The following is a 25,894-nucleotide window of genomic DNA, read 5'->3' as shown; positions in this document are numbered from 1 at the left end:
CATGAAAGGAGGCAAGAATCACATGCTTGCATTGACTATCGCCAACATGTTGATCGCCTATCCTCATACACACCTGTATTTGACAAATATGAAAATCAACAAGCTGGTGTATTTCGCACAGGTTGAGTGCCTTCGGATACACAGGCATGGGGTTTTCGACGAACCTATACAAGCCTGGGAATGCGGCCCCGTGGAACCGAGCGCTTATGCAGCATTCAAAGAGTATGGCACAAATCGGATAACTGCCCCAGCTACAATAGATGAGCACGAACAAACTGATTCTCCAACCGGACTCCAAGCAGCGAGAAATGTAGTTCAAAGAGTTGCCGCTTTATACGGGCCATTGGCAGCCTTCGAACTTGTGGACTATTTACATCGTGACGGTTCAGCCTGGAAAGCTGTATATGAATCCGGCAAGAACAAAGAAATTACTGAAGAGGCCATGCTCCGCTCTCACAATGGCATTGATCATCCTGATTTGCGGAGAACCCTAGCCGGAGGTGTTCGTGCAGTCGATGAGCGATTCCCAAATGCGCTGAAACTGTTGGAAGATTCATAGGGTAACACTGCAAGGAACAAGCCGGCAAAAGAGTCACCTTGCAAGATTCGTCTTCTTGGGTTTTCAAAATGGACGACGAATTGGATATTGACGATTCAGACGAACCTAAGTGCAATGGCATGTATCGCTGGATACGAGAAATGGTCAGCGGGCAGAAAACATTCACTGAACTGGCGGCACAACTCAGAAATGCAGCCAGACTCATATGAATTTTCTAGCAATTGTTTCTGTATTGGTAAATAGCCGGTAAGAAAACAATGTGACAAGCACACGTCTTCAGAGACTTCCTCAAGGTCAATCACAATTCCTGTTGTGATCTCAAGCTTAAAGCAGGTAGGAATCGCATGCATGGTGCTAATCAGGTAAATATAGCCAGATTTCGACCGCGAAAGATACAAACTGGTGAATATTCGTATATCCTGAATAACGAGCTAACATGGCTATAACTAATAACCGCTCTTCTGAGTTATGAAACTTAAATCAGTTAACAGTGTTGTGCACCCTCTTCCACCTGCCTAAGGAGAACTAATGAAGAAGACAAAGGCTTTTGAACAGACGGACTCTAACCCGGCAGAGGTGCATCGGCGCGACTCCCAAGAAAGCTTAGGGCGGCTCACTGCATTGCCAGCCCGGTTCCATAGGGAAGCAAGGACGGCTGGCGCCATCTGGAAAAAACAAATAATCGCCCTCGTAGCAGTTTTGATGAGTGTGGCCCTGTTCTCGGGCTGTCAGGGATCCAATCGGTCAGAGCCGTCCGTGGAACAGGTCTCCAATTACCTTTCATCTTTGACAAAGTACGACGTTTCTGGTGACGGCAACGTCACAACCATCTCCGCGAACAAGTCGGGAACCCTGTATGTACTCGCACAGCGGGCCGATCTTAAGCAGACAGAAGCCGCGCAATGCAAGGTGAACGGACAAGCCATGCAGCGTTCTTCTTCAAACTTGAATTACCCGGCAGGCGACGGGCAGAATTTCTTCCCCTTCGCAAAGATTGACATTAAACAGGGTAATCCGCACAAACTCTCATGTGACCAGCCGAATGGTGTCAAATTGATTGCATTGCTCGATCCACATGTTCGGAGTTTGCCGAAGCAGACCGCATAATACCGGGTACAGCCTCCTGCACTGATTCGGCACATCGTCCTATTGATGCGATGGAGAAAGTGCGACGCAAAGCCCTGCGGGTATTCATCACCTTCGCAACGGCCGTATCAGCACTCGCTCCAGCAGTAGCGGCCCGCATTCAGTGCGGATCACCCCCGGTGACAAGCTGCTACCTAAACCCCCGTCAGTGAGGTGGCATCAATCAAAAGCGATACCAAAATCTGAGAATAAATTCTCTCACTTGTGTGTGGCCTAGGGCCGATTCAAAAAAGCCATTGATATCCTTATATACACCTACACGTTCAGACGTAGGCCGAGCCATATCGCATTCCCCAGCGAATATAGCAAAGTACTGTGAAAGAGACAGCCTCATGACCCCACTAGCAATGCTAGCAGGGTAGAAAATCCTCCAGGCAATCAGCACCTATGGCAGATGTTCAATTTCCAATCAATCAGCCAATGCCACAGAAACCATCCGGATTACAACCATGATGCGTTGTATCTAACGGGGGCAATACGGCATGCCCGCCGGTTCCATTACCATCACCTCTTTGTGGGGATGATGGGGCTGTCGGCGCGTGCGAAGATCCACCGCCTCCGCCGCCTCGGTTCCCGGAAGGCCGGGAGGCAGGCCGACGGGATTGCACGGAGCCTCTTCGACCATTGTTGGAGGATGTTGGCCGGCTTTGCCGTTGCGCATGGCCAGCGGTCTGCTGGTCTGCCTGGCTCTTGGCCTGCGTAGAAGCGTTCACCCGATCAATGGCCACTTGTAACGCGCTCACTGCGTCCTGATAAGCCTTTATCTCGCCTCCCGTAATCTGGCCAGCCTGATCTATGACCTTCTGCAAATTGTCACGAACGGTATTGTCAACCACCTTCCCATCGCTGTCCTGCAACAGTTTCTTTGCTTCGTTTATTTTGCCACTCAGAGCAGCCTTCGCATCATCGAGGGTCTTGGCGTCGCGGGAAGCCAGAACCGCATTGGCAGCCTTGTATACAGCGTGGTACCCGGCATCTAACTTCTTAGACTTGTTGGCAGTTGCTTCCAAACTCTCTGTTGACATGGATGTCTTGCACTGAAGAGTCTGCGGGCGAAGACTGCCGACAGCCTTGACGCTCCGGTTCATAGTTTTTATAGTCTTCGCGTCCTTCACTTGGTCGGCCCGCACAGCTACGGCTTCATGATATCTGGCCAGCTGAGACGGTCTTGTGAGCCCATGTAAATTGCTAACAGCTTGCGAACACGAGGAAAGCGCCGAATCATGTTGGCGATGCTCATAGGCACGCCAGGCGAAAACACCAGCCAAGGCCAGCACCGACACTACTACGACTGCAATTAAGGGAATCATCCATTTCGGACGAGGCTCCTTCGCTTCGTCAGAATTAGGTTTAGACTTGTCCTGATTATCCATTTCTGCGAGCCGCTCGATTCCCCGATTCATATCGTTCACAATCAATTCTGTCAATTCACTGTTACCAAATTTAACAATTACCGCAGGCTGGGTGGAAGGTACCTGCATATATCAATTAGCCAATGCCACAAGCCTCGCCCTTTTTGCAAGGACTAGGATTGAAATGGTGAAGCCAATCATTGACCGCCGAATCTGAGACATCTCCATTTTGCGGCGTTGATGGTGCTGGAGCAAATCCGCCGCCCCGGTTGCCGGAAGGCCGGTAGGCGGGCTGGCGGGATTGCGTGGAGCCTTTCCGCCCACTGTTGGAGGAGGCCTGACGGCGTTGGGTGGCGCCCTGCCGTTGCGCCTGCTGCTGTGCTGCCTGCGCCGCCTGGGCTGCGGTTTGTTGGTCGGCCTGGCTCTTGGCCTGCACGGACGCGTTCACGTGGTCGATGGCCGCCTGCAGGGCGGCCGCCGCATCCCGGTAGGCCTTCGCCCCATCACCCTTGACCTGGTCGGCCTGATTGATGGCCTGTTGTAGGCCGTCACGGGTAGCATTGTCGGCCACCTTCCCGTCCGAATCGGCCAGCAGCTTCGATGCCTCGCCCTTCTTCCCATCCAGGGCCGCCTTCGCATCATCCAGGGCCTTCGCATCCCGGGACGCGGTCACCGCCTTGGCAGTCCTGGCAACAGCCGCATATTTGCCGTCGATCTTTCCGGCCTGGTCGGCCGTCGCATTCAGATCCCCGATGGACATGGTGGCATTGCACCGGACCGTAGGCTCCTTGATTCCTTCGGCGTCCTTCACGCTGCGCGCCATGGCCACCACGGTCTTCGCATCCTTGACCTGGTCGGACGTTATGCCCGCCGCCTCACGGTACTGCGCCAACCGGTCCGAGCCGGTCTTCCCCTTTAGGGCCTTCACCGCCCGGCTGCAGGAGTCCAGCGCCGCACCATGCCGGCGGTTCTCCACCACGCGCCAGCCCACAAGACCGGCAACAACCACGACCGTCAGCAGGGCGACAACCACCAGCACCAGCCACTTCGGGCGCCGCCCGTTCGAGGGGGCTCCTCCGCCCTCGGGCACAATCGCCGCAGGAGCAGAAACCTCACCCCCGACCGGTCCGGACACACTCCCCAGCCTCTCAATCTTTTCATCTTTCTGATTCGCCATGAAACAATCCTTCTTCTCACTTGCGAGCACCATCGCCTTATCCCAGAGTAACCGACCACGTAAAACTAGAGTGTCCTCACATATATAAGCCAGTCATCCTCAACTCAGCCACTTTCGTTGTAAACAGTGATGGTTCGTAGCTGATCAGTATTCGACCAACTTAGGAGCTGGGCATGAGCCTCTACCAAAGTCGAGGGAATTTCTTTTTCCCAGTCATCACGCCACCGTATAAAAATTGGGAGTACTTTTCTCAGCCAAAATGCCACACTTGCAATTCAATAAGTGACCGTATTTTGAGCTCAGACCCAGAAGACAACTGGATCAGCGTCCTATCTTCCTAGTGTCATCGCTGATGTTTCCTTTTCCATTCCAGTACCGTGAAGAGATGCCCTCATGTAGCGTCAGCGGGATAGGAGACCTGGTAAGAAACCGGTCCCGCTGGCAAATTCTCAATCAATCAGCCAATGCCACAGGCCTCACCCTTTTTACAAGGACTGGGATCCACATGGTTAATCCAATCATCAAGACTTGAATCTGAGCCACCACTATTTTGTGCCCTAGACGGTGCTGGAGCTGATCCGCTGTCTCCGCCGCCCTGGTTGCCGGACGGCCGGGAGGAGGGCCGACGGGATTGTGTGTAGCCTTTCCGCCTGTTGGTGGAGGTCGCCGACTTTCGTTGCGGAGATCCTGACCTTTGGGCTGCCTGCTGCGCGGCTTGCGCCTGCGCCTGCGCCTGCGCCTGCGCCTGGGCTGCGGCCTGCTGGTCGGCCTGGCTTTTGGCCTGCATGGAGGCGTTCACCCGGTCGATGGCCGCCTGCAGGGCGTCCGCCGCATCCCGGCAGGCCTTCGCCGTATCCGCCTTTGACTGGCCGGCCTGGTTGATGGCCTGCTGCAGGGCGTCGCGGGTCGCATTGTCGGCCACTTTCCCGTCGGAATCGGCCAGCAGCTTCGACGCCTCGCCCTTCTTCGCGTCCAATGCCGCCTTCGCATCCTCCAGGGCCTTCGCATCTCGGGAGGCAAGCACGGCATCCGCCGCTTTGGACACGGCCGCATATTCACCGTCCAGCTTTTTGGCCCTTCCGGCCGCCTCGTTCAGCCCGTCGGTGGACATGGAGGGCTTGCACCGGACCGTCGGCTGCCTGATCCCTTCGGCGTCCTTCACGCTGCGGCGCATAGCCGCCACCGTCTTCGCGTCCTTGACCTGGTCGGCCTTTATGCCCGCCGCCTCACGGTACTGCGCCAACCGGTCCGAACCGGTCTTCCCCTTTAGGGTCTTCACCGCCCGGCTGCAGGAGCCCAGCGCCGCACCATGCCGGCGTGATTCCACTACGCGCCAGCCCACAAGACCGGCAACAAACACGACCGCCAGCAGGGCAACAACCACCGGGACCAGCCACTTCGGGCGCCGCCCGTTCGAGGGGGCTCCTCCGCCCTCGGGCGCAATCGCCGCAGGAGCAGAAACCTCACCCCCAACCGGGTCGGACACGCTCTCCAGGCCCGCAGCCCCCTCATCATCCTGGTCCGCCATGACCATCCTCTCTAACCATCCGCGCGGATTATGGCTGCCCCCTCCCCTATTAAGATAACCGCCTGCACAGTACTAAAGTCAACTTTTGTACATAAGCCAGCCACCCTTACCACAGAACCCTGTGCGTAGACAGGAGATAAATCTTGGCTAATGAGTCTCTAGCTCACACAGGAGCTGGATATGCACCCCCGGCTAAGCTGGGGTTTTCACGACCGTTCTCCCCCAAATCGAGAATCGGAGCACGTCCTTGAACCATGTGCCGTACATGCAACACAAACTGCAGATGCATTTCCAGATGTTATTTACTTCGCAATGACGGCTACAACAGCTAACAGCGGCGGCCCTGGCCGCCGCCTTAGCACACTCCGGAACCAAAGTGCAGAGACCAGCCGACTCAATTTCCGATCTTTCCAAGAGTATTTATAGATGTTTCCCTTCCGCTTCCAGGAAGAAGACGCGCATATATTCGTCCGAAAGCAACATCGGCGGGAAGGGAGACCTACCAAGCAACCGGTCCCGCTGGCAAATTCTCAATCAATCAGCCAAGAACACACACGCCAGCCGAATTACAACCATTACCGCCTGTAGTATTCCCTTTGGACCATTCCTCAAACGCTTGTTCCGACCAATTGTCCTGAGCTGGAGCCGGAGCTGATCCGACGCCTCTGCCGCCCCGGTTGCCGGACGGCCGAGAGGCAGGCCGGCGGGTTTGCGTGGAGCCTCTCCGCCTATTGTTGGGGGAGGCCTGACGGCGTCGGGTGGTGCCCTGCCGTTGCGCCTGCTGCTTCTGCGCCTGCTGCTGTGCAGCCTGGGCTGCGGCCTGCTGGTCGGCCTGGCTCTTGGCCTGCATGGAGGCGTTCACCCGGTCGATGGCCGCCTGCAGCGCATCCGCCGCATCCTGGTAGGCCTTCGCCGTATCCGCCTTTGACTGGCCGGCCTGGTTGATGGCCTGTTGCAGGCCGTCACGGGTAGCATTGTCGGCCACCTTCCCGTCCGAATCGGCCAGCAGCCTCGACGCCTCCTCCTTCTTCCCGTCCAGGGCCGCCCTGGCATCCTCCAGGGCCTTCGCATCACGGGACGCGATCACCCCCTTGGCAGCCTTAGACAAAGCCGCATATTTGCCGTCGATTCTTCCGGCCTGGTCAGCCGTCGCATTCAACTCACCGGTGGACATGGAGGGCTTGCACCGGACCGTCGGCTGCCTGATCCCTTCGGCGTCCTTCACGCTGCGGCGCATAGCCGCCACCGTCTTCGCGTCCTTGACCTGGTCGGACTTTACGCCCGCCGCCTCACGGTACTGCGCCAACCGGTCCGAACCGGTCTTCCCCTTTAGGGTCTTCACCGCCCGGCTGCAGGAGTCCAACGCCGCACCATGCCGGCGTGATTCCACCACGCGCCAGCCCACAAGACCAGCCACGACGACCACCACCACGACCACGGCGACAACCACCGGCACCAGCCACTTCGGGCGCCGCCCGTTCGAGGGGGCTCCTCCACCCTCGGGCGCAATCGCCGCAGGAGCAGAAACCTCACCCCCAACCGGGTCGGACACGCTCCCCAGACCCGCAGCCCCCTCGCCATCATGGCCCGCCATGAAACACTCCTTCTTTCCTTCAGCCTCTGTCTCTTTTCAGGATCAGTGATTGATTGGGCAGGCGCGCATTGCCACCTCGCATATTTGTGGCGATGCCACTCTGTCACCCATCAGAGTCTGCCTCTGCTGCACAGTCTTTGTGGTCTCGTCAAGGCTGCAAACAACTTCCGTGCGCTGCTGTGCAGTGAATCATTGATGCATTGATATTCAATACTTTATCAGGAAGCTGATTATGAATCCTCTGACGATACAAAATTTGATGTAATTCGATAGGTGAATGATGAAATGAATATGAAAATTTTAGTCAGAAGATATATGAATGTACCAAATTCAGAACAGCTTTACGGCCGTCTCTCATACATAAGCAAGAGCCTTTGAAAGGGGAAATGCTAAAATAGAACAGTTAACCTTTCTCATACAATCTATGTCCTCTTGTTCAGACTTTCTGTCTTTGTTGATATAGCTTGGTTCGGCTGACGAAGTGAGGGCATTATCGACCATAGAGGTTTGGGGCAGAGAGTCGGTCAACGCTTTTCAACGCTTTCATGTTCACATAGGAAAACATGGTCAATTGCCGGCCATGGCTTCTCTCGGTACCGCCATCTGTACGTCTAGGTGCGAACTGTGATTGGATCCGACTATTAATTTCGAATTTAAACAATTGCATTTCGACATCACCGATTACGGGGATCTGCGATGCAGGCACGAGACTTAAACCTTGTCGGGGGATGGGCTCGCAATAGTTGCATACATATCTTTATTGGTGATAGCTCGGGGCCTCTTTTGATTTTGCATGAGTGATAATAAATTCGTAGTTATCTTCCAGCCTGGTATGTTGTGTGTGATGCTCGGCGAAGAGAATCGGAGAAAGGGTTATGGGCGATAAGGATCAGGAATCAGAAGTTGAGGAAGCAGACGAAGAGGCCAAGGTCGATAAGGCTCCGCCGACGGTCGTGCCGGGAGATGAGGATACCACGTCAGGCGGGCGACATCGGAAGTGGCTGGTTGCGGTGATTGTCGCCGTTGTGGTGGTGGTCGTGGCTGGTCTTGCGGGCTGGCGCGTGGTAGAGAACCGCCGGCATGGTTCGGCGCTGGAATCCTGCAACCGAGCTGCCAAGAGCCTGCAGGAAAGGACTAGCTCTGCAAAGATGGCCCGCTACCGTGAAGCGTCAGGTGTGAAAGCTGACCAGGTCAAGGATGCAAAGACCGTGACAAACATGAGCAGAAGCGTGAAGGCTGCTGGCGGTCTTAGGCCTTCTTTGATTCAATGCAATGCATCCATGTCCACAGGCGAGCTGAACACTGCAGTCAGCAAGGCTAAGAAGCTGGACAGCGATTATGCGGCCCTGGCTAAGTCGGCTAAGGCAGTGCTCGCCTCCAGAGATGCGAAAACCCTCAATGATGCGAAGGCGGCGCTGAACACGAAGAAGGACGAAGCGTCAAAGCTGTTGGGCGATTCTGACGGGAAGGTGGCCGACAACGCGACCCGTGACGGCCTGCAGCAGGCCATCAACCAGGCCGGCCAGGCCAAGGGGAATGGGGCGAAGGCCTACCGGGATGCGGTGAACTCCTTGCAGACGGCCATCGACCGGGTGAACGCCTCCATGCAGGCCAAGAGCCAGGCCGACCAGCAGGCTGCAGCCCAGGCGGCGCAGGCTCAGGCCTCGCAGCAGCAGGCGCAACGGCAGGGCACCACCCAACGCCGTCAGGCCTCCTCCAGCAATGGGCGGAGAGGTTCCACGCAGTCCCGTCGGACCGCCTCCCGGCCGTCCGGCAATCAGGGCGGTGGAGGCGGCGGATCTGCTCCACAAAACCAAGGGAATGATAGGTCTTGGGAAGATAAATGGAATGACTTCATACATCGTCCAGATAATACGATGCATGGTTGTAATCCGGATGGTTCCTGTGGCATTGGCTGATTGATTGAGAATTTGCCAGCGGGACTAGTTGCTTGCAAGGTCTCCTATCTCGCTGGCCTTATTTGTAAAAGGCCGTTGGGCTGTCACTTCTCGTATTCAGATGTAGGGGAATCTCAAACGATGACTTTGGGATGATTGGACGTTAGGTCGGCCGAATTCTGCATCTGGGCCCGGCATAGATGGGCTTAAGGCTACTTCCATAGCCGTCTTTGAGGAATAGATCGCATGCGGAGCTGTATCGACAGTGTGGGCTGTGAGCATGACATGTGCCTAGCTTCGCATACAGGAAGAGAACGATTGAAAAGGGAAACCATAGTTTTGCCTGCGGTGGGGTCTACATTTTCGACCCTTGTGTGAATTGAACACTTATCGGCCAAGCTTCATCTTTGATTTCCGCCAACGGGGTCTTGTAGGTGGGAATGGCTGGCTTTTGGGCTTGAGCCCACTTGAGATTTGTGCGGGCCGTTACGCTGGAAGAAGACAGTAGCTCGCTTCAGTAAGAAAAAGGGATTTGTCATGGTGGATCACGGGGATGAGGGGAGTACAAATTTGCGGGGTGTGTCAGACACGATTGAGGGTGAGTCTTCGACTCCGCCGAGAATTGTATCGGAGGATGAGGGTGCCCCGTCTGGCAGACCGCACCCCAGGTGGCTGGTTCCGGTAATCGTGATAGTGATTGTGACGGTGGTGGCAATAGCAGGTCTTGTAGGCTGGCGCGTGGTTGAAAACCGTCGGCATGATTCGGCGCTTGAATCCTGCAGCCGGGCGGTGAAGCCCCTGCAGGAGAAGACCGGATCGGCCAGGATGGCCCGCTACCGTGAAGCATTCGGCGTGAAGGGGGACCAGGTCAAGGATGCGAAGACGGTGGCGGATATGAGCCGCAGCGTGAAGACCGTCGGCGGGCTCAAGCAGCCGACTGCAGCGTGCAAGGCCTCCATGTCCACCGGTGATCTGAATGCCGAGGCCGGCAGGGCCAAAAAGCTGGACGGTCAATATGCGGCCGTATCCAAGTCGGCTAGGGCAGTGCTCGAATCCAAGGATGCGAAGACTCTGGAGGATGCTAAGACGGCCCTGAACGCGAAGAAGGACGAAGCGTCGAAGCTGCTGGGTGATTCCGACGGGAAGGTGGCGGACGACGCGACCCGTGACAATCTGCAGACAGCTATTAATCAGGCCGGACAGGTCAAAGGGAATGAGGCGAAGGCCTATCAAGAAGCGGCAAATTCGTTGCAGGCGGCCATTGACCGGGTGAACGCCTCCGTGCAGGCCAAGAGCCAGGCCGATCAGCAAGCCGCAGCTCAGGCGGCGCAGACACAAGCCTCGCAGCAGACTGCCAAGCGCTCAAAATCTTCGCAACAAGGATCATCGTCCTCACACAGCAGAGTGAGGAGAGGCTACACGCCCTCTCGCCCAACCACCAGTCAACGTGGCGGCGGAGGCGGCGGTTTAGCTCCAGCACCTGCGACACCGCAGGAAGATCATTCAAACTGGAGAGACAGGCTTAATAATGATCCTCCTACAAATGGAGGAAAACCAGTCTGTCAAAAAGGTCAGGCTTGTGGCATTGGCTGATTGATTGGAAGATTGAGGATTTGCCTGCGGGGCCGGCTGTTTGGAAGGTCCTCTGTCCCGCTGGGGCTGCTTGTGGGTGGCTATGAGGTTGTTGCATTTACGGTGAGGTATGGGAACCATGACCGGCGATTAATGCCTCTCGGAAAGTTTGAATGCTGGGGGGGGGGGGGGGGGGCTGACTGTTGCGCCTGGGCTCCTGCTTGACCGGCAGGTGCATATCCAGCTCCTGTGTGAGCTAGAGACTCATTAGCCAAGATTTATCTCCTGTCTACGCACAGGGTTCTGTGGTAAGGGTGGCTGGCTTATGTACAAAAGTTGACTTTAGTACTGTGCAGGCGGTTATCCTAAAGGGGGGGGGGGGGGAGTCATAATCCGCGCGGATGGTTAGAGAGGATGGTCATGGCGGACCAGGATGATGAGGGGGCTGCGGGCCTGGAGAGCGTGTCCGACCCGGTTGGGGGTGAGGTTTCTGCTCCTGCGGCGATTGCGCCCGAGGGCGGAGGAGCCCCCTCGAACGGGCGGCGCCCGAAGTGGCTGGTGCCGGTGGTTGTCGCCGTGGTCGTGGTGGTGGTCGTCGTGGCTGGTCTTGTGGGCTGGCGCGTGGTGGAATCACGCCGGCATGGTGCGGCGTTGGACTCCTGCAGCCGGGCGGTGAAGACCCTAAAGGGGAAGACCGGTTCGGACCGGTTGGCGCAGTACCGTGAGGCGGCGGGCGTAAAGTCCGACCAGGTCAAGGACGCGAAGACGGTGGCGGCTATGCGCCGCAGCGTGAAGGACGCCGAAGGGATCAGGCAGCCGACGGTCCGGTGCAAGCCCTCCATGTCCACCGGTGAGTTGAATGCGACGGCTGACCAGGCCGGAAGAATCGACGGCAAATATGCGGCTTTGTCTAAGGCTGCCAAGGGGGTGATCGCGTCCCGTGATGCGAAGGCCCTGGAGGATGCCAGGGCGGCCCTGGACGGGAAGAAGGAGGAGGCGTCGAGGCTGCTGGCCGATTCGGACGGGAAGGTGGCCGACAATGCTACCCGTGACGGCCTGCAACAGGCCATCAACCAGGCGGGCCAGACCAGGGGGGATACGGCGAGAAGGCCTACCAGGATGCGGCGGATGCGCTGCAGGCGGCCATCGACCGGGTGAACGCCTCCATGCAGGCCAAGAGCCAGGCCGACCAGCAGGCCGCAGCCCAGGCTGCACAGCAGCAGGCGCAGAAGCAGCAGGCGCAACGGCAGGGCACCACCCGACGCCGTCAGGCCTCCCCCAACAATAGGCGGAGAGGCTCCACGCAAACCCGCCGGCCTGCCTCTCGGCCGTCCGGCAACCGGGGCGGCAGAGGCGTCGGATCAGCTCCGGCTCCAGCTCAGGACAATTGGTCGGAACAAGCGTTTGAGGAATGGTCCAAAGGGAATACTACAGGCGGTAATGGTTGTAATTCGGCTGGCGTGTGTGTTCTTGGCTGATTGATTGAGAATTTGCCAGCGGGACCGGTTGCTTGCAAGGTCTCCTATCCCGCTGGCGTTGTTTGCGGGCGACCATATTGGCCGTCCCCTTCATGATAATGGAAGGGAAACATAAATGATGACTCCTGGAAAGATCGGATGCTGGGCGCGCCGGCTACTGCGCCTGGGCTCCGGCTCGGCCGGCAGGCGCATATCCAGCCCCTGCCGTGAGTCGGAGATTTCCCAGCCAAGACGTATCCCTGTCTAACATCGACAGGATTCTGGGATAAGGATGGCTGGCTTAAGTACGGGAGCCTAATTCAGAACTGCGCGGGCGGTTGCCCTGGAGGAGGGCAACAGCAATCCGCGCGGATGGTTAGAGAGGATGGTCATGGCGGACCAGGATGATGAGGGGGCTGCGGGTCTGGGGAGCGTGTCCGGACCGGTCGGGGGCGAGGCTTATGCTCCTCCGGCGATCATGCCGGAGGACGGGGGAGACCTGCCGGGCAAGCCACGGCCGAAGTGGCTGGTCCCGGTGGTTGTCGCCGTGGTCGCGGTGGTGGTGGTTGTTGCTGTGGCTGGTCTTGTGGGCTGGCGCGTGGTTGAGAACCGCCGGCATGGTGCGGCGCTGGACTCCTGCAGCCGGGCGGTGAAGCCCCTGCAGGGGAAGACCGGTCCGGCCAGGATGGCCCGCTACCGTGAGACGGCGGGCATAAAGGCCGACCAGGTCAAGGATGCGAAGACCGTGGTGGCCATGGCGCGCAGCGTGAAGGACGCTGAAGGGATCAGGCAACAGACGGTCCGGTGCAAGCCCTCCATGTCCACCGACAAGCTGAACGCAGCGGCCGGCAGGGCCAAAAAGCTGGACGGTGAATATGCGGCCGTGGACAAAGCGGTGGATGCCGTGCTTGCCTCCCGTGATGCGAAGGCCCTGGATGATGCGAAGGCGGCATTGGACGCGAAGAAGGAGGAGGCGTCGAAGCTGCTGGCCGATTCGGACGGGAAGGTGACCGATGCTGCGGTTCGTGACGGTCTGCAGCAGGCCATCAACCAGGCCGGCCAGTCAAAGGCGGATACGGCGAAGGCCTGCCAGGATGCGACGGCCGCTTTGCAGGCGGCCATCGACCGGGTGAACGCCTCCATGCAGGCCAAAAGCCAGGCCGACCAGCAGGCCGTAGCCCAGGCGCAGGCGGCGCAGCAGCAGACGCGACAACAGGGCGCCACCCGACGCCGGCAGGCCTCCTCCGGCAATGGATGGAGAGGCTACACACAATCCCGTCCAACCACCGGTCAACATGGCGGCGGAGGAGGCGGATCCGCCCCATCTACTCAACACAGCGGTGGATTCAATCTTCAGGATTACCCCAATCTGTGGAACCAATTGCAGCAAGGCCATGAAGGGCCGGCCATCGACAACCAGGGGAACTGTATCGCCGATTGTTATGGATGGACAGGTTCCAATTAGGCTTTACGGAGCCAGGTGGCTTGCTGGAGTGGCTAATGCTAAAGACCACCTTCCCGCTCGGCCTGCACTACAAGACCATCCCATCCATCTGTTGGTGCTCCATCTCGTTGACGCCCAACGCCAGCCTCGCCCTTTTGCTGCACTCGGCCAAATATCAGCGACCACATGGGACGACCATGGAAATAGAAGGCAAGTGAGTCGACGTATTCAGTGCCATCTCGCTGCCCCTTTGCCTGTCTCTATGACATCTTGCCGCAGACCTTCAGGCTTGAGACGAACTACCGCCGTTGGAGTCTCGTCTCAAGAAGATCTCGGTGCAGTCCCATCTGGACGTATCGAGATAGCCCAGACCGAAAGTCTGCTCATGAGGCCTCACACCCAAATCGGTACCCTGAACGTCGCTCGGGCGATGCTGCCATACTGTTAGGCTGCCTGGCGTATAACGGCAGAAAGAGTCGGCATTTGCCCAGTAAGCTTTGGCACGAAAGCATACCGAGTCGCTGCACTTTGTATCGGTATTTGCCACTACCTCGATAAATTGCTGACGCGGAAACCAGGTTTGATCAAGTAATCAACTATGGCCATCTAGCGAAAGATCAACTGCGATCAGAACGTATGTACTAGCACACGAATAGAAAACTTGAGTGATACATCAACCATGTCCTGTATTACTGCCAACGCCGCATACTTAACACATTGGCGAACCCATATCATCCGCCACGAATCTCTCAGTGGCCGTCCTACATAGTGCTATATGGTCCCATAGCTATCGGTTTCCCCTGCTGAACTCCTGGCATGCATAACACTGTTTTGAGTTTGCTCTCTTCGCCGTTGCATTGATGACCATATCTATTTTCCTGGTATTCCTTCTGTTTCGCTTACCAAATCCGTAATGAGCCCCCAGGGAACGAAAGGTCGGCCACGAATGAAAACCGACGGACCCTATTTAATCGTCAGAAAGTAAATAGTAGTTTCTCAATTTTGTTTGTTCTAGACCATCAGAGTTTATGCTACTGTTTCATTAGTGGCCAAAGTTGTCTTCGGCGCGTGACTCGTCGGATATTGGGGATATATCTGTGACAATGTGGCTGCGATTCCTGGGGAAGGGGATTTGCGTATGCCTCGTCAGCACTCGAATATGACGGTTCGACCGGCCTTGTTGGCCAGCCTCCTGCTGGCCATTATCCTCCCTGCAAGCCTTCTGGTCTGCACCTATGCCACGGCAGACAACGCTGCAACCGAGTCCAGCGTGGCCGACGCGGTCACGCCGACCACACATGGAAATAGCGGGGGGGGGGGGGGGTCGTCAGACTCCTCACGTAGCCGAGCAACAGTCCGTCAATACTCCTGACATCACCACCGAGCCGACAGAAACAGTAACAACTCCTATTTCTCCTATTCCCTCCTCTCCCCTGGCTACATCCTCCCCAACGAATCCCGCACAGCCGACCCCCTCCCTCTCTCCCACGCCGGACACGTCCAACACGACCACTGGGGTTGCCAGCGATCAGGTCCAAGCACGCGCCTCCACACCGCACACCGTCACCTTCAGCAATCCCAGAGGCACCACCACGACAAAAACGATACCTGATGGGAACCGCGTAAAACGACCAGAGAATCCGACTAGTGAAGGCTACCTGTTCGATGGCTGGTTTATCGACAATACGTCCGTAGCCTACGATTTCAGCAAACCAGTCACCAATGATCTGAATCTCACCGCGCGTTGGACTAAAGGTTGGAGCATGAGCCCAGTGCAAGGCCCCTCTGCCGGCAATACGAAAGTCAGCCTCACTCCACCCGGACCCCGAGGAATACGCTTCAGCCAAGTAAGTGCTGGAAAAGGTCACACCGTCGCGGTCGCATCGGACGGCAACCTTTATGCCTGGGGAAGCAATGATCATGGCCAGCTAGGAGACGGCACCAAAACCGACCGTCACGAACCAGTAAGAGTAGAAAAGCCCCAAGGCACACCCCAAAATTTTGCCTGGATCCATGCCTCTGCAGGACACATGTTTTCTATGGGCCTAGGATCTGATGGCAAGATATACAGCTGGGGCAGCAACACTTACGGTCAGCTGGGCGACGGCACAACGAATGACCATTACACTCCCGCACAAGTAGTCATGCCTGAAAATGTCCCCACCGGATTCACCTGGCAGCAGGAAGCGGCAGGCAGTCTACACTCTCTGGGCATAGGATCCGATGGCAAACTATACAGTTGGGGCAACAACCTGTACGGATTTCTAGGTGACGGAACCACCAATGACAGACATACTCCCACCCCAGTAGTCACCCCTTTGAATGCACCAAGTGGATTTACCTGGAAACAAGCAAGCTGCTGGGGCTGGCACTCCCTAGCTCTAGGTTCGGATAACCAACTTTATTCTTGGGGCTGGAACAATCGTGGCGAACTGGGTATCGGAGCAATCACCGGTTACAAACCCACCCCTGTCCGGGTGAATACACCGCAAGGGGCACCATCAGGGTTTGCGTGGAAACAGTCCAAAATGGGTGACTGGTCTTCTTTGGCAATAGGCTCCGATGGCAACATATATGGCTGGGGAACTGGCGACAACGGCATTCTCGGCAACGGGCTTGTGAAAGACTAATACAGTCCAACGGTAACGAACAAACCCAATGGAGCGCTCCCAGGGTTCTTTTGGAAGCAAGTCAGCCTCGTAGGCAGCACTGCCTTAGCCATAGGATCTGACAACAACTTGTACTCCTGGGGCTCTAACGGACAAGGACAAGTTGGAGATAACACCACCACCCAGCGAAACACTCCTGTCCGGGTTGCCTCGCCGCCCAACACACCCTCCGGACTGACCTGGCTACAGGTAAGCGCCGGTTGGGACAACACCTCCTTCGGTCTGGCCTCGGATGGAAACCTGTACTCTTGGGGAAACAATTCCAACGGCCAGCTGGGCGATGGCACCACCAACGAGCGACACACTCCTGGACGAGTGAGCCTGTCTGATGTAGTCACAACTACATCCGTCCATTTTGGCAGGAGACTCGGCACCGGTCTAAGCCGCAATAATGATGGCACCTGGCAGGTCATAACCCCTCAGCACAAAGCGGGCTGGGTCAATGTGACTGTCTCTTGGATGATGAACGGGCAGCAACCTGACGTGTACCTGGCCTATACATACATCGGCGCCAATCTTACCGTCGTTTTCACTAGTGCGGATAGCTCCTGCCCGACACCCTCGGGCATGCCCAAAAGCCAGACGGTCACCGAAGGCAGACAGGCCAAACGCCCCTCCCCCGATCCGAAAGCGGACGGCTGCCTGTTCGACGGATGGTTCACCAAGGACGCCGGCAACGACTCCAAGATCGCCTACGACTTCAGCCAGCCCGTCACCGGCAACATCACCCTGGTCGCCCACTGGACCAGAATGGACACCCGCTGGGCCCTGAACCCCGACAAGGGCAACGTGCTCGGCGGCCAGCACGTGACCATCACCCCGCCCGCGATCAACCGGGGCATCCGCTTCAGCCAGGCCAGCGCCGGAGGCTCCTTCTCCATCGGCGTCGCCAGCGACGGAAACGCCTACGCATGGGGAAACAACCAATACGGACAACTCGCTCAGAAACCGGCCGATGCCAGCATGCAGAAGACCCCTGTCAGAATCCCCCTGCCCGACGGCGCGGATTCCGGCTTTACCTACACGCAGGTTGCAGCCGGCGACTCGCACGTCCTGGCCATCGGATCCGATGGAATCGTATATAGCTGGGGACGCAACGACCACGGGCAGCTGGGCGACGGCACCGCCACGGACCGGTACAAGCCCCAGCCCGTCAAGGACACCAGCGGACAGCCATTCAAAGCCGTCCAGGTCAGCGCCGGCGTGGCAGACTCGGCCGCCATCGACGACAAAGGGCACGTCTACACCTGGGGCAGCGAAAGCAACGACCAAAACACATACAGTCCAGCCAAACTGGTACCAACACAGGCTGCCAGCATCAACGGCTCCGAGCAAACATTGATCGCAACTCAAGTCAGCGTCAAATGGGCCTTTGTCATGGCTCTCGATAATGACGGAACAATCTATACCTGGGGTTACGACAGCTTCAGTCGATCCGGCAACAGCGCTGATTATGCGCCGAATCCCACTCCCTTGCCTAACCAATCTTTCGAGGCGACCCAGATCAGCGCTGGAGGCTGGCATGCCTTGGCCGTCGATACAGATAGCAACACCTGGGCCTGGGGATACAACCAGTATGGCCAGCTCGGCAACGGAACCACCAGCGGCACCAGTCCTCAAGCAACACCAGTACGCGTGCAGAATCCGGCGGGAGGCGATCAAGGATTCAAAGCAAAAAGTATTAGCGCAGGAGTGTTTCACGCCATAGCCATTGATAACGATGGTCGCACATGGGCATGGGGACGAAACGGTTATGGCCAGTTAGGAATCAATAGCACGAGCAACGCCTCAGCACCTACCCCGGTCCGGAACCCCTCCAAGCCTGGCGATGCCAGCCAAAAGTTCCCGGCAAACATTATCGGTGCAGGAGACTCTCATTCCTTGGCAGTAGAATCGGATGGCAACCTCTGGACCTGGGGAGACAACCAGTACGGGCAGTTGGGCAACAACCAAACGGCAGCCAAAAGCACCATCCCCGTGGCGGTCGCCTTCGACCCGACGCCTGCGGTTCTCACCGGGGTCAAGTTCGGCGGCATCGACGGGACCAGCCTGTACCGGAACACGGACGGCACCTGGAGCATCACCAACCCGCCCCATGACGCAGGACCCGTCGACGTGGCCGTCGACTGGACCATCGACCAAGCCGCGCAGGCGACCGCCCACCTGGGCTACACCTACGAGGGCATCCTGCCCAGGGCCGGCAGCACCGGCCTCCTGGTCCTGCTCGCCGCAGGACTGCTCGCCACCGCAGGCGCCACAGCGGCAGCCTCCCACCAACGTGAGAATCGCAGGCAGTAAACAAGGTAAAACTTTTCCCGAGTAAGCGGCCGGGACTTAGCCTAAACCAGCCCGAGTCATCGGGGTGGCCCCACAATCCCCCAAGACAATGAAGCCACCCCATATTTTTGTTCGTCCAAAAATAAGCTTCATCATGAACGAAACTGCCATTCCCTCATTTTGTTTGTTCGAGATCACCAGCGCTTATGCTAATGTGTCATCAGTGACCAAAGTTGTCTTCGGCACGTGATTCGCCGGAGGTTGGGGATTCTTGACAATATGACTGCGATTCCTGGGGAAGGGGATTACACTATGCCTCGTCAGCACTCTGATATACCTATATCCGCTCGACCGGCCTTGTTGGTCAGCCTCCTGCTGGCCATCATCCTCCCTGCAAGCCTCCTGGTCTGCACCTATGCCACGGCGGATAACGCTGCAACCGAGTACAGCGTCGCCGACGCGGTCACGCCGACCACACATGCAAATAGTGGGGAAGAGGTGGGTCGTGAAGCCGAGCAACAGTCCAGCAATGCTTCTGACATCACCACCGAGCCGACAGAAACAGCAACAACTCCTATTTCTCCTATTTCCCCCTCTCCCCTGGCCACATCCTCCCCAACGAATCCCACACACCCGACCCCATCCATTTCCCCCACGCCGGACAAGACCAGCACTCTCGACGAGGAGGACGGCGCCGGACTGGAGGCGCGCGCCTCCACATCGCACACCGTCACCTTCAGCAATCCCCAAGGCACCGACACGACACAAACCATAGCTGACGGAGAGCGTGTGAAACGTCCAACGGATCCAACCCGAGACGGCTACCTGTTCGACGGCTGGTTCATCGGCTCGACACCCGTCGCCTATGATTTCAACCAGCCCGTCACCAACGATCTGAAGCTCACCGCCCACTGGACCAAGGATTGGAGCATGAGCCCTGTGCAGGGGCCGGTCGCCGGCGGCACGAAAGTCACCCTGATCCCGCCCGGATCACCAGGAATACGCTTCAGCCAGGTCAGCGCTGGGAGGGGGCACGTTCTTGCAGTCGCCTCGGACGGCAACCTCTACGCCTGGGGAAGCAATGAGCAGGGCCAGCTCGGCGACGGGACCATCACTGAACGTCACGAGCCGGTCCGGGTGAAGAAACCCCAGGGCGTATCCCAGGATTTCACCTGGGTCCAGGCCTCAGCCGGATACAAGTTCTCCTTGGGCCTGGGGTCGGACGGCAAGATCTACAGCTGGGGCGACAACACCTACGGCCAGCTGGGGAACAACTCTACAATCCCACATAGAACCCCCGAACCTGTTAATATGCCGCAAAATGCTCCAGCTGGCTTCACATGGAAGCAGGAAGCATCGGGCAGCCTGCATGCTCTTGGCATAGGATCTGACGGCAATCTCTACAGCTGGGGCAGCAACGATCATGGCCAACTGGGAGACGGCACCATGACCGAAAAGCATACCCCCGTCAAAGTGACATTGCCAGAAGGAGTGCCTTCCGGATTCACTTGGAAGCAAATGAACGGATGGGGCTGGCACTCCCTAGCGCTGGGGTCGGATAACTTGCTCTACAGCTGGGGCACAAATGGCCGTGGTGAAGTGGGTACAGGATCAACGTCTGAAGAGATACTCACCGCTGTTCGAGTTGCCACACCGCAAGGGGTTCCCTCCAATTTCACCTGGGGACAGTTCCAAATGGGTGACTACTACTCGCAGGCTATCGGATCCGACGGCAACGCATACGCATGGGGTTACGGCGGAAGTGGCAATATTGGCAATGGGTCCACCGTTGATGTGTACGGCCCAACTCAAGCGCATAAACCGAATGGAGTGCTACCTAATTTCTCTTGGAAACAAGTAAGCCTCCTATCTGTTGCATCACTGGCCATTGGCTCAGACGGGAACCTCTACTCCTGGGGTTCTAATAACAATGGCCAGCTTGGTGACAACACCACTACCCTGCGCAGTACTCCTGTCCGGGTTGCTGCGCCGACGGATGCGCCTTCCGGACTGACCTGGGTTCAGGTAAGCGCCGGTTGGGACAACAACTCCTTCGGCCTGGCTTCGGATGGAAACCTGTACTCCTGGGGCAGCAACGTCAACGGCCAGCTGGGCGACAACACCACCAACGATCGGCATATCCCCGGGCGAGTGAACCTGCCAGGCACTACCACAGTCACCGCCGTCAGCTTCGGTGGGACGGCAGGCACGGACATAACCAAGAACGCGGACGGCACATGGAGCGTCACCACGCCTGCGCATGCGCGGGGAAAAGTGGACACAGCCGTCTCATGGGCTTTGAACGGCCAGCAGCCGGACACCCACCTGGCCTACAGGTACCTAGACTCCTACACCGTCGTTTTCACTAGTGCGGATAGCTCCTGCCCGACACCCTCGGGCATGCCCAAAAGCCAGACGGTCACCGAAGGCAGACAGGCCAAACGCCCCTCCCCCGATCCGAAAGCGGACGGCTGCCTGTTCGACGGATGGTTCACCAAGGACGCCGGCAACGACTCCAAGATCGCCTACGACTTCAGCCAGCCCGTCACCGGCAACATCACCCTGGTCGCCCACTGGACCAGAATGGACACCCGCTGGGCCCTGAACCCCGACAAGGGCAACGTGCTCGGCGGCCAGCACGTGACCATCACCCCGCCCGCGATCAACCGGGGCATCCGCTTCAGCCAGGCCAGCGCCGGAGGCTCCTTCTCCATCGGCGTCGCCAGCGACGGAAACGCCTACGCATGGGGAAACAACCAATACGGACAACTCGCTCAGAAACCGGCCGATGCCAGCATGCAGAAGACCCCTGTCAGAATCCCCCTGCCCGACGGCGCGGATTCCGGCTTTACCTACACGCAGGTTGCAGCCGGCGACTCGCACGTCCTGGCCATCGGATCCGATGGAATCGTATATAGCTGGGGACGCAACGACCACGGGCAGCTGGGCGACGGCACCGCCACGGACCGGTACAAGCCCCAGCCCGTCAAGGACACCAGCGGACAGCCATTCAAAGCCGTCCAGGTCAGCGCCGGCGTGGCAGACTCGGCCGCCATCGACGACAAAGGGCACGTCTACACCTGGGGCAGCGAAAGCACCGGCAAAGGCCAGACGCCCGCATACAGCACGGCCAGGAAGAACCCGACTCCAGCCGCTGACCCGGACAATCCTGGACAGGCCTTGCATGCGGTCCAGGTCAGCCTCAACCGGAGCTTCGTTATGGCCCTGGACGCCGATGGCAACGTGTATACCTGGGGATACAACACGAACGGCCAGCTCGGCAACGGCACCAGCGACAGCACCAGCTACGCATCCAATCCGGCCCGACTGCCCAGCCAGTCCTTCCAGGCCACCCAGATCAGCGCGGGGAGTTGGAACGCCCTGGCCATCGATACGGACGGGAACACCTGGACCTGGGGATACAACGGGTACGGGCAGCTGGGCGACGGCACCACCAACGACAAATACAAGCCCCAAACCGTACAGGATCCCGCCAATACCAGCCAAAGCCTTAAAGCCGCCCAGATCAGCGCGGGCGTGAACCACTCCCTTGCCGTCGGACGGGACGGCAACCTCTGGGCATGGGGATGGGGCAGCAGCGGCCAGTTGGGCATCGGCAGCACCGTCGATCAGAACAAGCCCGAGCTCATCAAGGACCCCGCCGACAATGCCCAAACGTTCAAGGCCGGTCGAATCAGCGCCGGACAGCTCCATTCACTGGCCATCAGGCAGGACGGCAACCTCTGGGCCTGGGGAGACAACCAGTACGGGCAGTTGGGCAACAACCAAACGGCAGCCCAAAGCACCATCCCCGTGGCGGTCGCCTTCGACCCGACGCCTGCGGTTCTCACCGGGGTCAAGTTCGGCGGCATCGACGGGACCAGCCTGTACCGGAACATGGACGGCACCTGGAGCATCACCACCCCGCCCCATGACGCAGGACCCGTCGACGTGGCCATCGACTGGACCATAGACAACGCCGCGCAGGCGACCGCCCACCTGGGCTACACCTACGAGGGCATCCTGCCCAGGGCCGGCAACACCGGCCTCCTGGTCCTGCTCGCCGCAGGACTGCTCGCCACCGCAGGCGCCACAGCAGCCACATCCCATCGGCGAGAAACAAGCAGACGACGCCGTTGAGCTCTAGCCCGAGTCATCGGGGTGGCCCCGCAAACCCCAAGATTGCGGGGCCACCCATTTCCTTAGCCTGATGCTTTGCTCTCCAGCTGAAGCTACATAATCGTTAATAGACAGAGTGGCCTGTACAAAATCGTGTCTGGTGGGCGAAAAGGCTGTCCGCTCACGCTTGGCAATCCCCCGGGTCTTCTTCATTGAAGAGCAATTACCAGATTCCCAACACTGCTAAGGAAAATCATAGTACTTCCGAGACAATGCAAGGCGTATATCCCCGCCACGCCACATCAGAATATCCGAAAGCTGACGCAGCCCACAATGCCGCCCATGAACACCTCGGCGAGACCAGGTTGTTAACAGTGTTATTATAGTTTACATTGTTAACCACCAACGATCCTCAGGAGGTATACCTTGCAACCTGCAAAAAACGAATCAGGGGAATATGCCCTGTCCTGTCGCCAGGTGCGCAAATCATACGGGAGCAGGCAGGTGCTCAAGGGTGTGGATCTTCAGGTCAGACGCGGAAGCATCCTTGGTCTGCTGGGCAGGAACGGGGCAGGCAAGTCAACACTGATCTCGGCATTGACCGGGCTGGGCAAGCCGGACTCAGGCCACATCACTGTCGAGGGGCACAACCCCTATCGAACCCCTTCGCGCATCTTCGGCCGGGTCATCGGACTTGCTCCGCAAGACCTTGGCATCTATCCCCACCTCAGCGTCCGGGACAATCTGCGCGGCATGGCCGGTCTGCAGGGACTGAACACCAAGCAGGGCGGCAAAAGGGCCGACGAGCTGATAGAGCTCATGGGACTGGCGTCCAAGTCAGGAACAGCGGCCGATAATCTATCGGGAGGGCAGAAACGACGCCTTCACACCGCCATGGCCATGGTTCACAATCCCCCGGTGCTCTTCCTGGACGAGCCGACGGTCGGAGCGGATGTGGAGGCCCGCGCCAGAATACTGGACATGGTCAGGGCCATGAGCCGGCAGGGCACCACCATCATCTACACCACCCACTATCTGAAGGAGTTGGAGGAGATGGGCGCGAACCTGGCCTTCCTGATCGACGGGCGGATCAAGGTCCAGGGCTCCCTGCAGGAGGTGCTCCACAAATACGCCCGGGCATCCCTGCGTATCAGCTTTGTCGGTCATGCCCCAGGCCAGACTCCCGGATGGCGGATGGCAGACGGCTTCCTGGAGCCCGATCACCCGGTGTCCAGCCCGGAGCAGGAGTTGGCCCGCCTCTTGCAGGATCCGGTCATGAAGAGTGTCCGTCTGGCATCGATCACCATCGTCCAACCCGACATCGAGTCGGCCTACATGACTGTCATGGGTGCGTCCTCTAGTGCTCCTGCCGGGTCACGAGCATGGGAGAACAGGTGAGTGTCATGCATTTCAATGGGTATTTAGCTGCATTCCGCCTGAATTTCAAAATCGAGCTGCGAAGCATCTGGCTGCAGGCGGTCATCGTGGCCATTCCCTTGATCATCATCCCCTTCATGCTTCCTTCCTACCGGGACTCGCTGCGGGCCCAGGGGCATCTGGGCGCGAACGGATCCGAGCAGGCGCTTCCGGGGTTCGCCATTCTTTTCTCCATGTTCTCCCTGCAGCTTGTCCTGCAACTTTTCTTCCAGGAACACGAATGGCACACCTGGGACAGGATGCGGGTGTCGGCGGTCTCCCTCCTCGATCTGGTCATGGCCAAACTGAGCGTGTCCTTCATGGTGCAGGTGATCCAGGTCGCTCTGGTCATGCTGATCGGGACGGCGCTCTACCACTATCGGCCCAATGGGTCAGTCCTGGCCCTGGCCGCGGTATGCCTGGCCATTTCGATTGTGTTGACCCTCTTCGGCCTGCTGCTCTACATCTTCTCGTCCTCGCAGAACATGGCCATGTCCTTCAACAACATTCTTGGTATGCTCCTGGCTGGCATGGGCGGTGCGCTCAGCCCTGTCTCCGGATTCCCGGACTGGGCACAGAAACTGGCCAAGGGAAGTCCCGTCTACTGGGCCATGGATGCCGTGGGAAAAATCAATTTCGAACATGCCGGAATGGCGGATGTCTGGCCAGATCTGCGCATCCTGTTGGCCTTCCTGCTCGCCCTGGCTCTCCTGGCAACGGTACTATTCAAGAGAGGAGTACAGCGGAAGGAGTGAGGAAGGCATGGCTGACCCACCCAAGGCACCCGTCAAGACGACGCTCAACCGCGACTACATTCTGCGTTCCGCCCTCTACTTCGTCGACGAGCACGGACTGGAGGCCCTGAACATCCGCGCCCTAGGTAAGCAGATGGGGGTGTCAGGGCCGGCCATCTATCGCCATGTGCCCAGCAAGGCCGCCCTGCTCGATGGGATCGTCGAACTCATCTGGCAGTCAGCCACCGACCTCGAATCGATACCCCAGGGCATGGGATGGCGGCAAGCGCTTGAAGAGGTCATGCTCCAGGTTCACCGGACGCTGCTTTCGCACCCTCGGGCGCTCCCGCTCATGGCCACGCATCCCATCAATACGGACCAGTCCTTCCACATGGTCAGCACCTGGTTGAAGCAGCTGACCGCCCACGGGCTCAAGGTCGATTCCGACACCATCCACCTGCTCAACAGCCTGGCCGGACTGACCCTGGGCAGCACCATCGCCCAGGCCTCTCCCCCTGTCGGCGGCGCGGGTGGCCAGACCAATACGGATCTGGCCAAAAGACTGGCTGAGGACGCCCAGGGGTTCGATGATCTGAAGACGATCTTCGATTCTACAGGTGATGGAATCGGCGCACTTATGGAGACCAGCTACCGTAAGGGCCTGCACGCCCTCATCGCCGGTTGGCCTGCCTGATCAGGCACTGCCGACCAGTTCAGCAGTGCCGTCACACCAGGAACCAGGCCTGGGAATGCCCACTCCCCCCACCCGACATTCCAACTGAGAGAACCGTATCAGCACGTAGTATAGTTGAAAGATGCAGGGCTTCCTGCGTGTGCCCTCGCACAGAGGGATGGGGATATACGCCACATCAGGGAAGCCTCCAAAGGTACTTAACCGGTAGGGGCCAGTGGGTCAGCCTTTGGGGAAGGGGATTACGCTTAACATGCGTCA

The 25,894-nt window shown here is 58.2% G+C and carries 18 protein-coding genes and 2 pseudogenes; 16 read left to right on the top strand and 4 right to left on the bottom strand.

The features are described 5' to 3' along the window. The first annotated feature begins 22 nt into the window (after nt 1-22). Together ACNAOV_RS02195 and ACNAOV_RS02190 are read left to right on the top strand one after the other, a co-directional pair. Entirely contained in the window at nt 23-559 is a 537-nt protein-coding gene (locus ACNAOV_RS02195) for a Panacea domain-containing protein (protein ID WP_416517782.1), read from the top strand. A gap of 528 nt (nt 560-1,087) precedes the next feature. After that, nucleotides 1,088-1,666: a hypothetical protein gene (locus ACNAOV_RS02190; protein WP_416517781.1), complete on the top strand. Its 579-nt coding sequence runs from the start codon at nt 1,088-1,090 to the stop codon at nt 1,664-1,666. A 452-nt stretch (nt 1,667-2,118) separates the two neighbouring features. Here ACNAOV_RS02190 and ACNAOV_RS02185 read toward each other — a convergent pair whose 3' ends face one another. The 4 genes from ACNAOV_RS02185 to ACNAOV_RS02170 all read right to left on the bottom strand — a co-directional run bounded on the left by ACNAOV_RS02185 (nt 2,119) and on the right by ACNAOV_RS02170 (nt 7,356). Then, complete coding sequence (locus ACNAOV_RS02185) at nt 2,119-3,186, bottom strand: hypothetical protein (RefSeq protein WP_416517780.1); 1,068 nt, start codon at nt 3,184-3,186, stop codon at nt 2,119-2,121. Nucleotides 3,187-3,193: 7 nt separating this feature from the next. Continuing rightward, the gene (locus tag ACNAOV_RS02180) at nt 3,194-4,234 is read right to left on the bottom strand and encodes a hypothetical protein (protein ID WP_416517779.1); all 1,041 of its coding nucleotides are present in this window, start codon (nt 4,232-4,234) and stop codon (nt 3,194-3,196) included. 457 nt (nt 4,235-4,691) lie between these two features. Next, entirely contained in the window at nt 4,692-5,762 is a 1,071-nt protein-coding gene (locus tag ACNAOV_RS02175; protein WP_416517778.1) for a hypothetical protein, read from the bottom strand. 538 nt (nt 5,763-6,300) lie between these two features. After that, nucleotides 6,301-7,356: a hypothetical protein gene (locus ACNAOV_RS02170; RefSeq protein WP_416517777.1), complete on the bottom strand. Its 1,056-nt coding sequence runs from the start codon at nt 7,354-7,356 to the stop codon at nt 6,301-6,303. 875 nt (nt 7,357-8,231) lie between these two features. Between ACNAOV_RS02170 and ACNAOV_RS02165 the strand changes: the two genes are divergently transcribed. From ACNAOV_RS02165 to ACNAOV_RS02100, 14 genes and pseudogenes are all read left to right on the top strand, one after another. Beyond that, nucleotides 8,232-9,275, top strand: a complete 1,044-nt coding sequence (locus ACNAOV_RS02165) for a hypothetical protein (protein WP_416517776.1) — start codon at nt 8,232-8,234, stop codon at nt 9,273-9,275. A 678-nt stretch (nt 9,276-9,953) separates the two neighbouring features. Continuing rightward, nucleotides 9,954-10,847 carry a hypothetical protein gene (locus tag ACNAOV_RS02160; RefSeq protein ID WP_416517775.1) on the top strand — a complete coding sequence of 298 codons (894 nt, stop codon included), beginning with the start codon at nt 9,954-9,956 and terminating at the stop codon, nt 10,845-10,847. A gap of 399 nt (nt 10,848-11,246) precedes the next feature. Next, on the top strand, nt 11,247-11,984 hold the full coding sequence (locus tag ACNAOV_RS02155; protein ID WP_416517774.1) for a hypothetical protein: 738 nt from the start codon (nt 11,247-11,249) through the stop codon (nt 11,982-11,984). Beyond that, a complete protein-coding gene (locus ACNAOV_RS02150) occupies nt 11,981-12,304 on the top strand; it encodes a hypothetical protein (protein ID WP_416517773.1) in 324 nt (107 codons plus the stop codon). The genes ACNAOV_RS02155 and ACNAOV_RS02150 overlap by 4 nt, the downstream gene beginning before the upstream one ends. Nucleotides 12,305-12,674: 370 nt before the next feature. Beyond that, nucleotides 12,675-13,748, top strand: coding sequence for a hypothetical protein (locus tag ACNAOV_RS02145; RefSeq protein WP_416517772.1), 1,074 nt, complete (start codon nt 12,675-12,677; stop codon nt 13,746-13,748). 1,138 nt (nt 13,749-14,886) lie between these two features. Then, on the top strand, nt 14,887-15,099 hold the full coding sequence (locus ACNAOV_RS02140; RefSeq protein WP_198183892.1) for a hypothetical protein: 213 nt from the start codon (nt 14,887-14,889) through the stop codon (nt 15,097-15,099). Further along, nucleotides 15,026-15,469, top strand: a pseudogene (locus ACNAOV_RS02135) (InlB B-repeat-containing protein); the annotation flags it as partial. The gene ACNAOV_RS02140 and the pseudogene ACNAOV_RS02135, both read left to right, overlap by 74 nt. Nucleotides 15,470-15,490: 21 nt before the next feature. Then, complete coding sequence (locus ACNAOV_RS02130; RefSeq protein ID WP_416518121.1) at nt 15,491-16,357, top strand: RCC1 domain-containing protein; 867 nt, start codon at nt 15,491-15,493, stop codon at nt 16,355-16,357. 66 nt (nt 16,358-16,423) lie between these two features. Further along, a pseudogene (locus ACNAOV_RS02125) lies at nt 16,424-16,747 on the top strand (hypothetical protein); the annotation flags it as partial. 108 nt (nt 16,748-16,855) lie between these two features. Next, entirely contained in the window at nt 16,856-18,694 is a 1,839-nt protein-coding gene (locus tag ACNAOV_RS02120; RefSeq protein ID WP_232342915.1) for an InlB B-repeat-containing protein, read from the top strand. A 291-nt stretch (nt 18,695-18,985) separates the two neighbouring features. Beyond that, nucleotides 18,986-22,813: an InlB B-repeat-containing protein gene (locus tag ACNAOV_RS02115; protein WP_416517771.1), complete on the top strand. Its 3,828-nt coding sequence runs from the start codon at nt 18,986-18,988 to the stop codon at nt 22,811-22,813. A 456-nt stretch (nt 22,814-23,269) separates the two neighbouring features. Beyond that, nucleotides 23,270-24,190 carry an ABC transporter ATP-binding protein gene (locus ACNAOV_RS02110; RefSeq protein WP_416517770.1) on the top strand — a complete coding sequence of 307 codons (921 nt, stop codon included), beginning with the start codon at nt 23,270-23,272 and terminating at the stop codon, nt 24,188-24,190. Nucleotides 24,191-24,195: 5 nt separating this feature from the next. Further along, nucleotides 24,196-24,963 (top strand): ABC transporter permease, encoded by a 768-nt coding sequence (locus ACNAOV_RS02105; RefSeq protein ID WP_198183848.1) that lies wholly within the window; start codon nt 24,196-24,198, stop codon nt 24,961-24,963. Between the two features lie 7 nt (nt 24,964-24,970). Next, on the top strand, nt 24,971-25,636 hold the full coding sequence (locus ACNAOV_RS02100) for a TetR/AcrR family transcriptional regulator (protein WP_198183846.1): 666 nt from the start codon (nt 24,971-24,973) through the stop codon (nt 25,634-25,636). Nucleotides 25,637-25,894: the final 258 nt, after the last annotated feature.

Origin of the sequence: Bifidobacterium asteroides (assembly GCF_048001765.1) — a bacterium.
Taxonomy (GTDB): Bacteria; Actinomycetota; Actinomycetes; order Actinomycetales; family Bifidobacteriaceae; genus Bombiscardovia; species Bombiscardovia asteroides_K.
The sequence above is the reverse complement of the archived record's forward strand: the minus strand, read 5'-3'. Positions and strand labels throughout refer to the sequence as shown.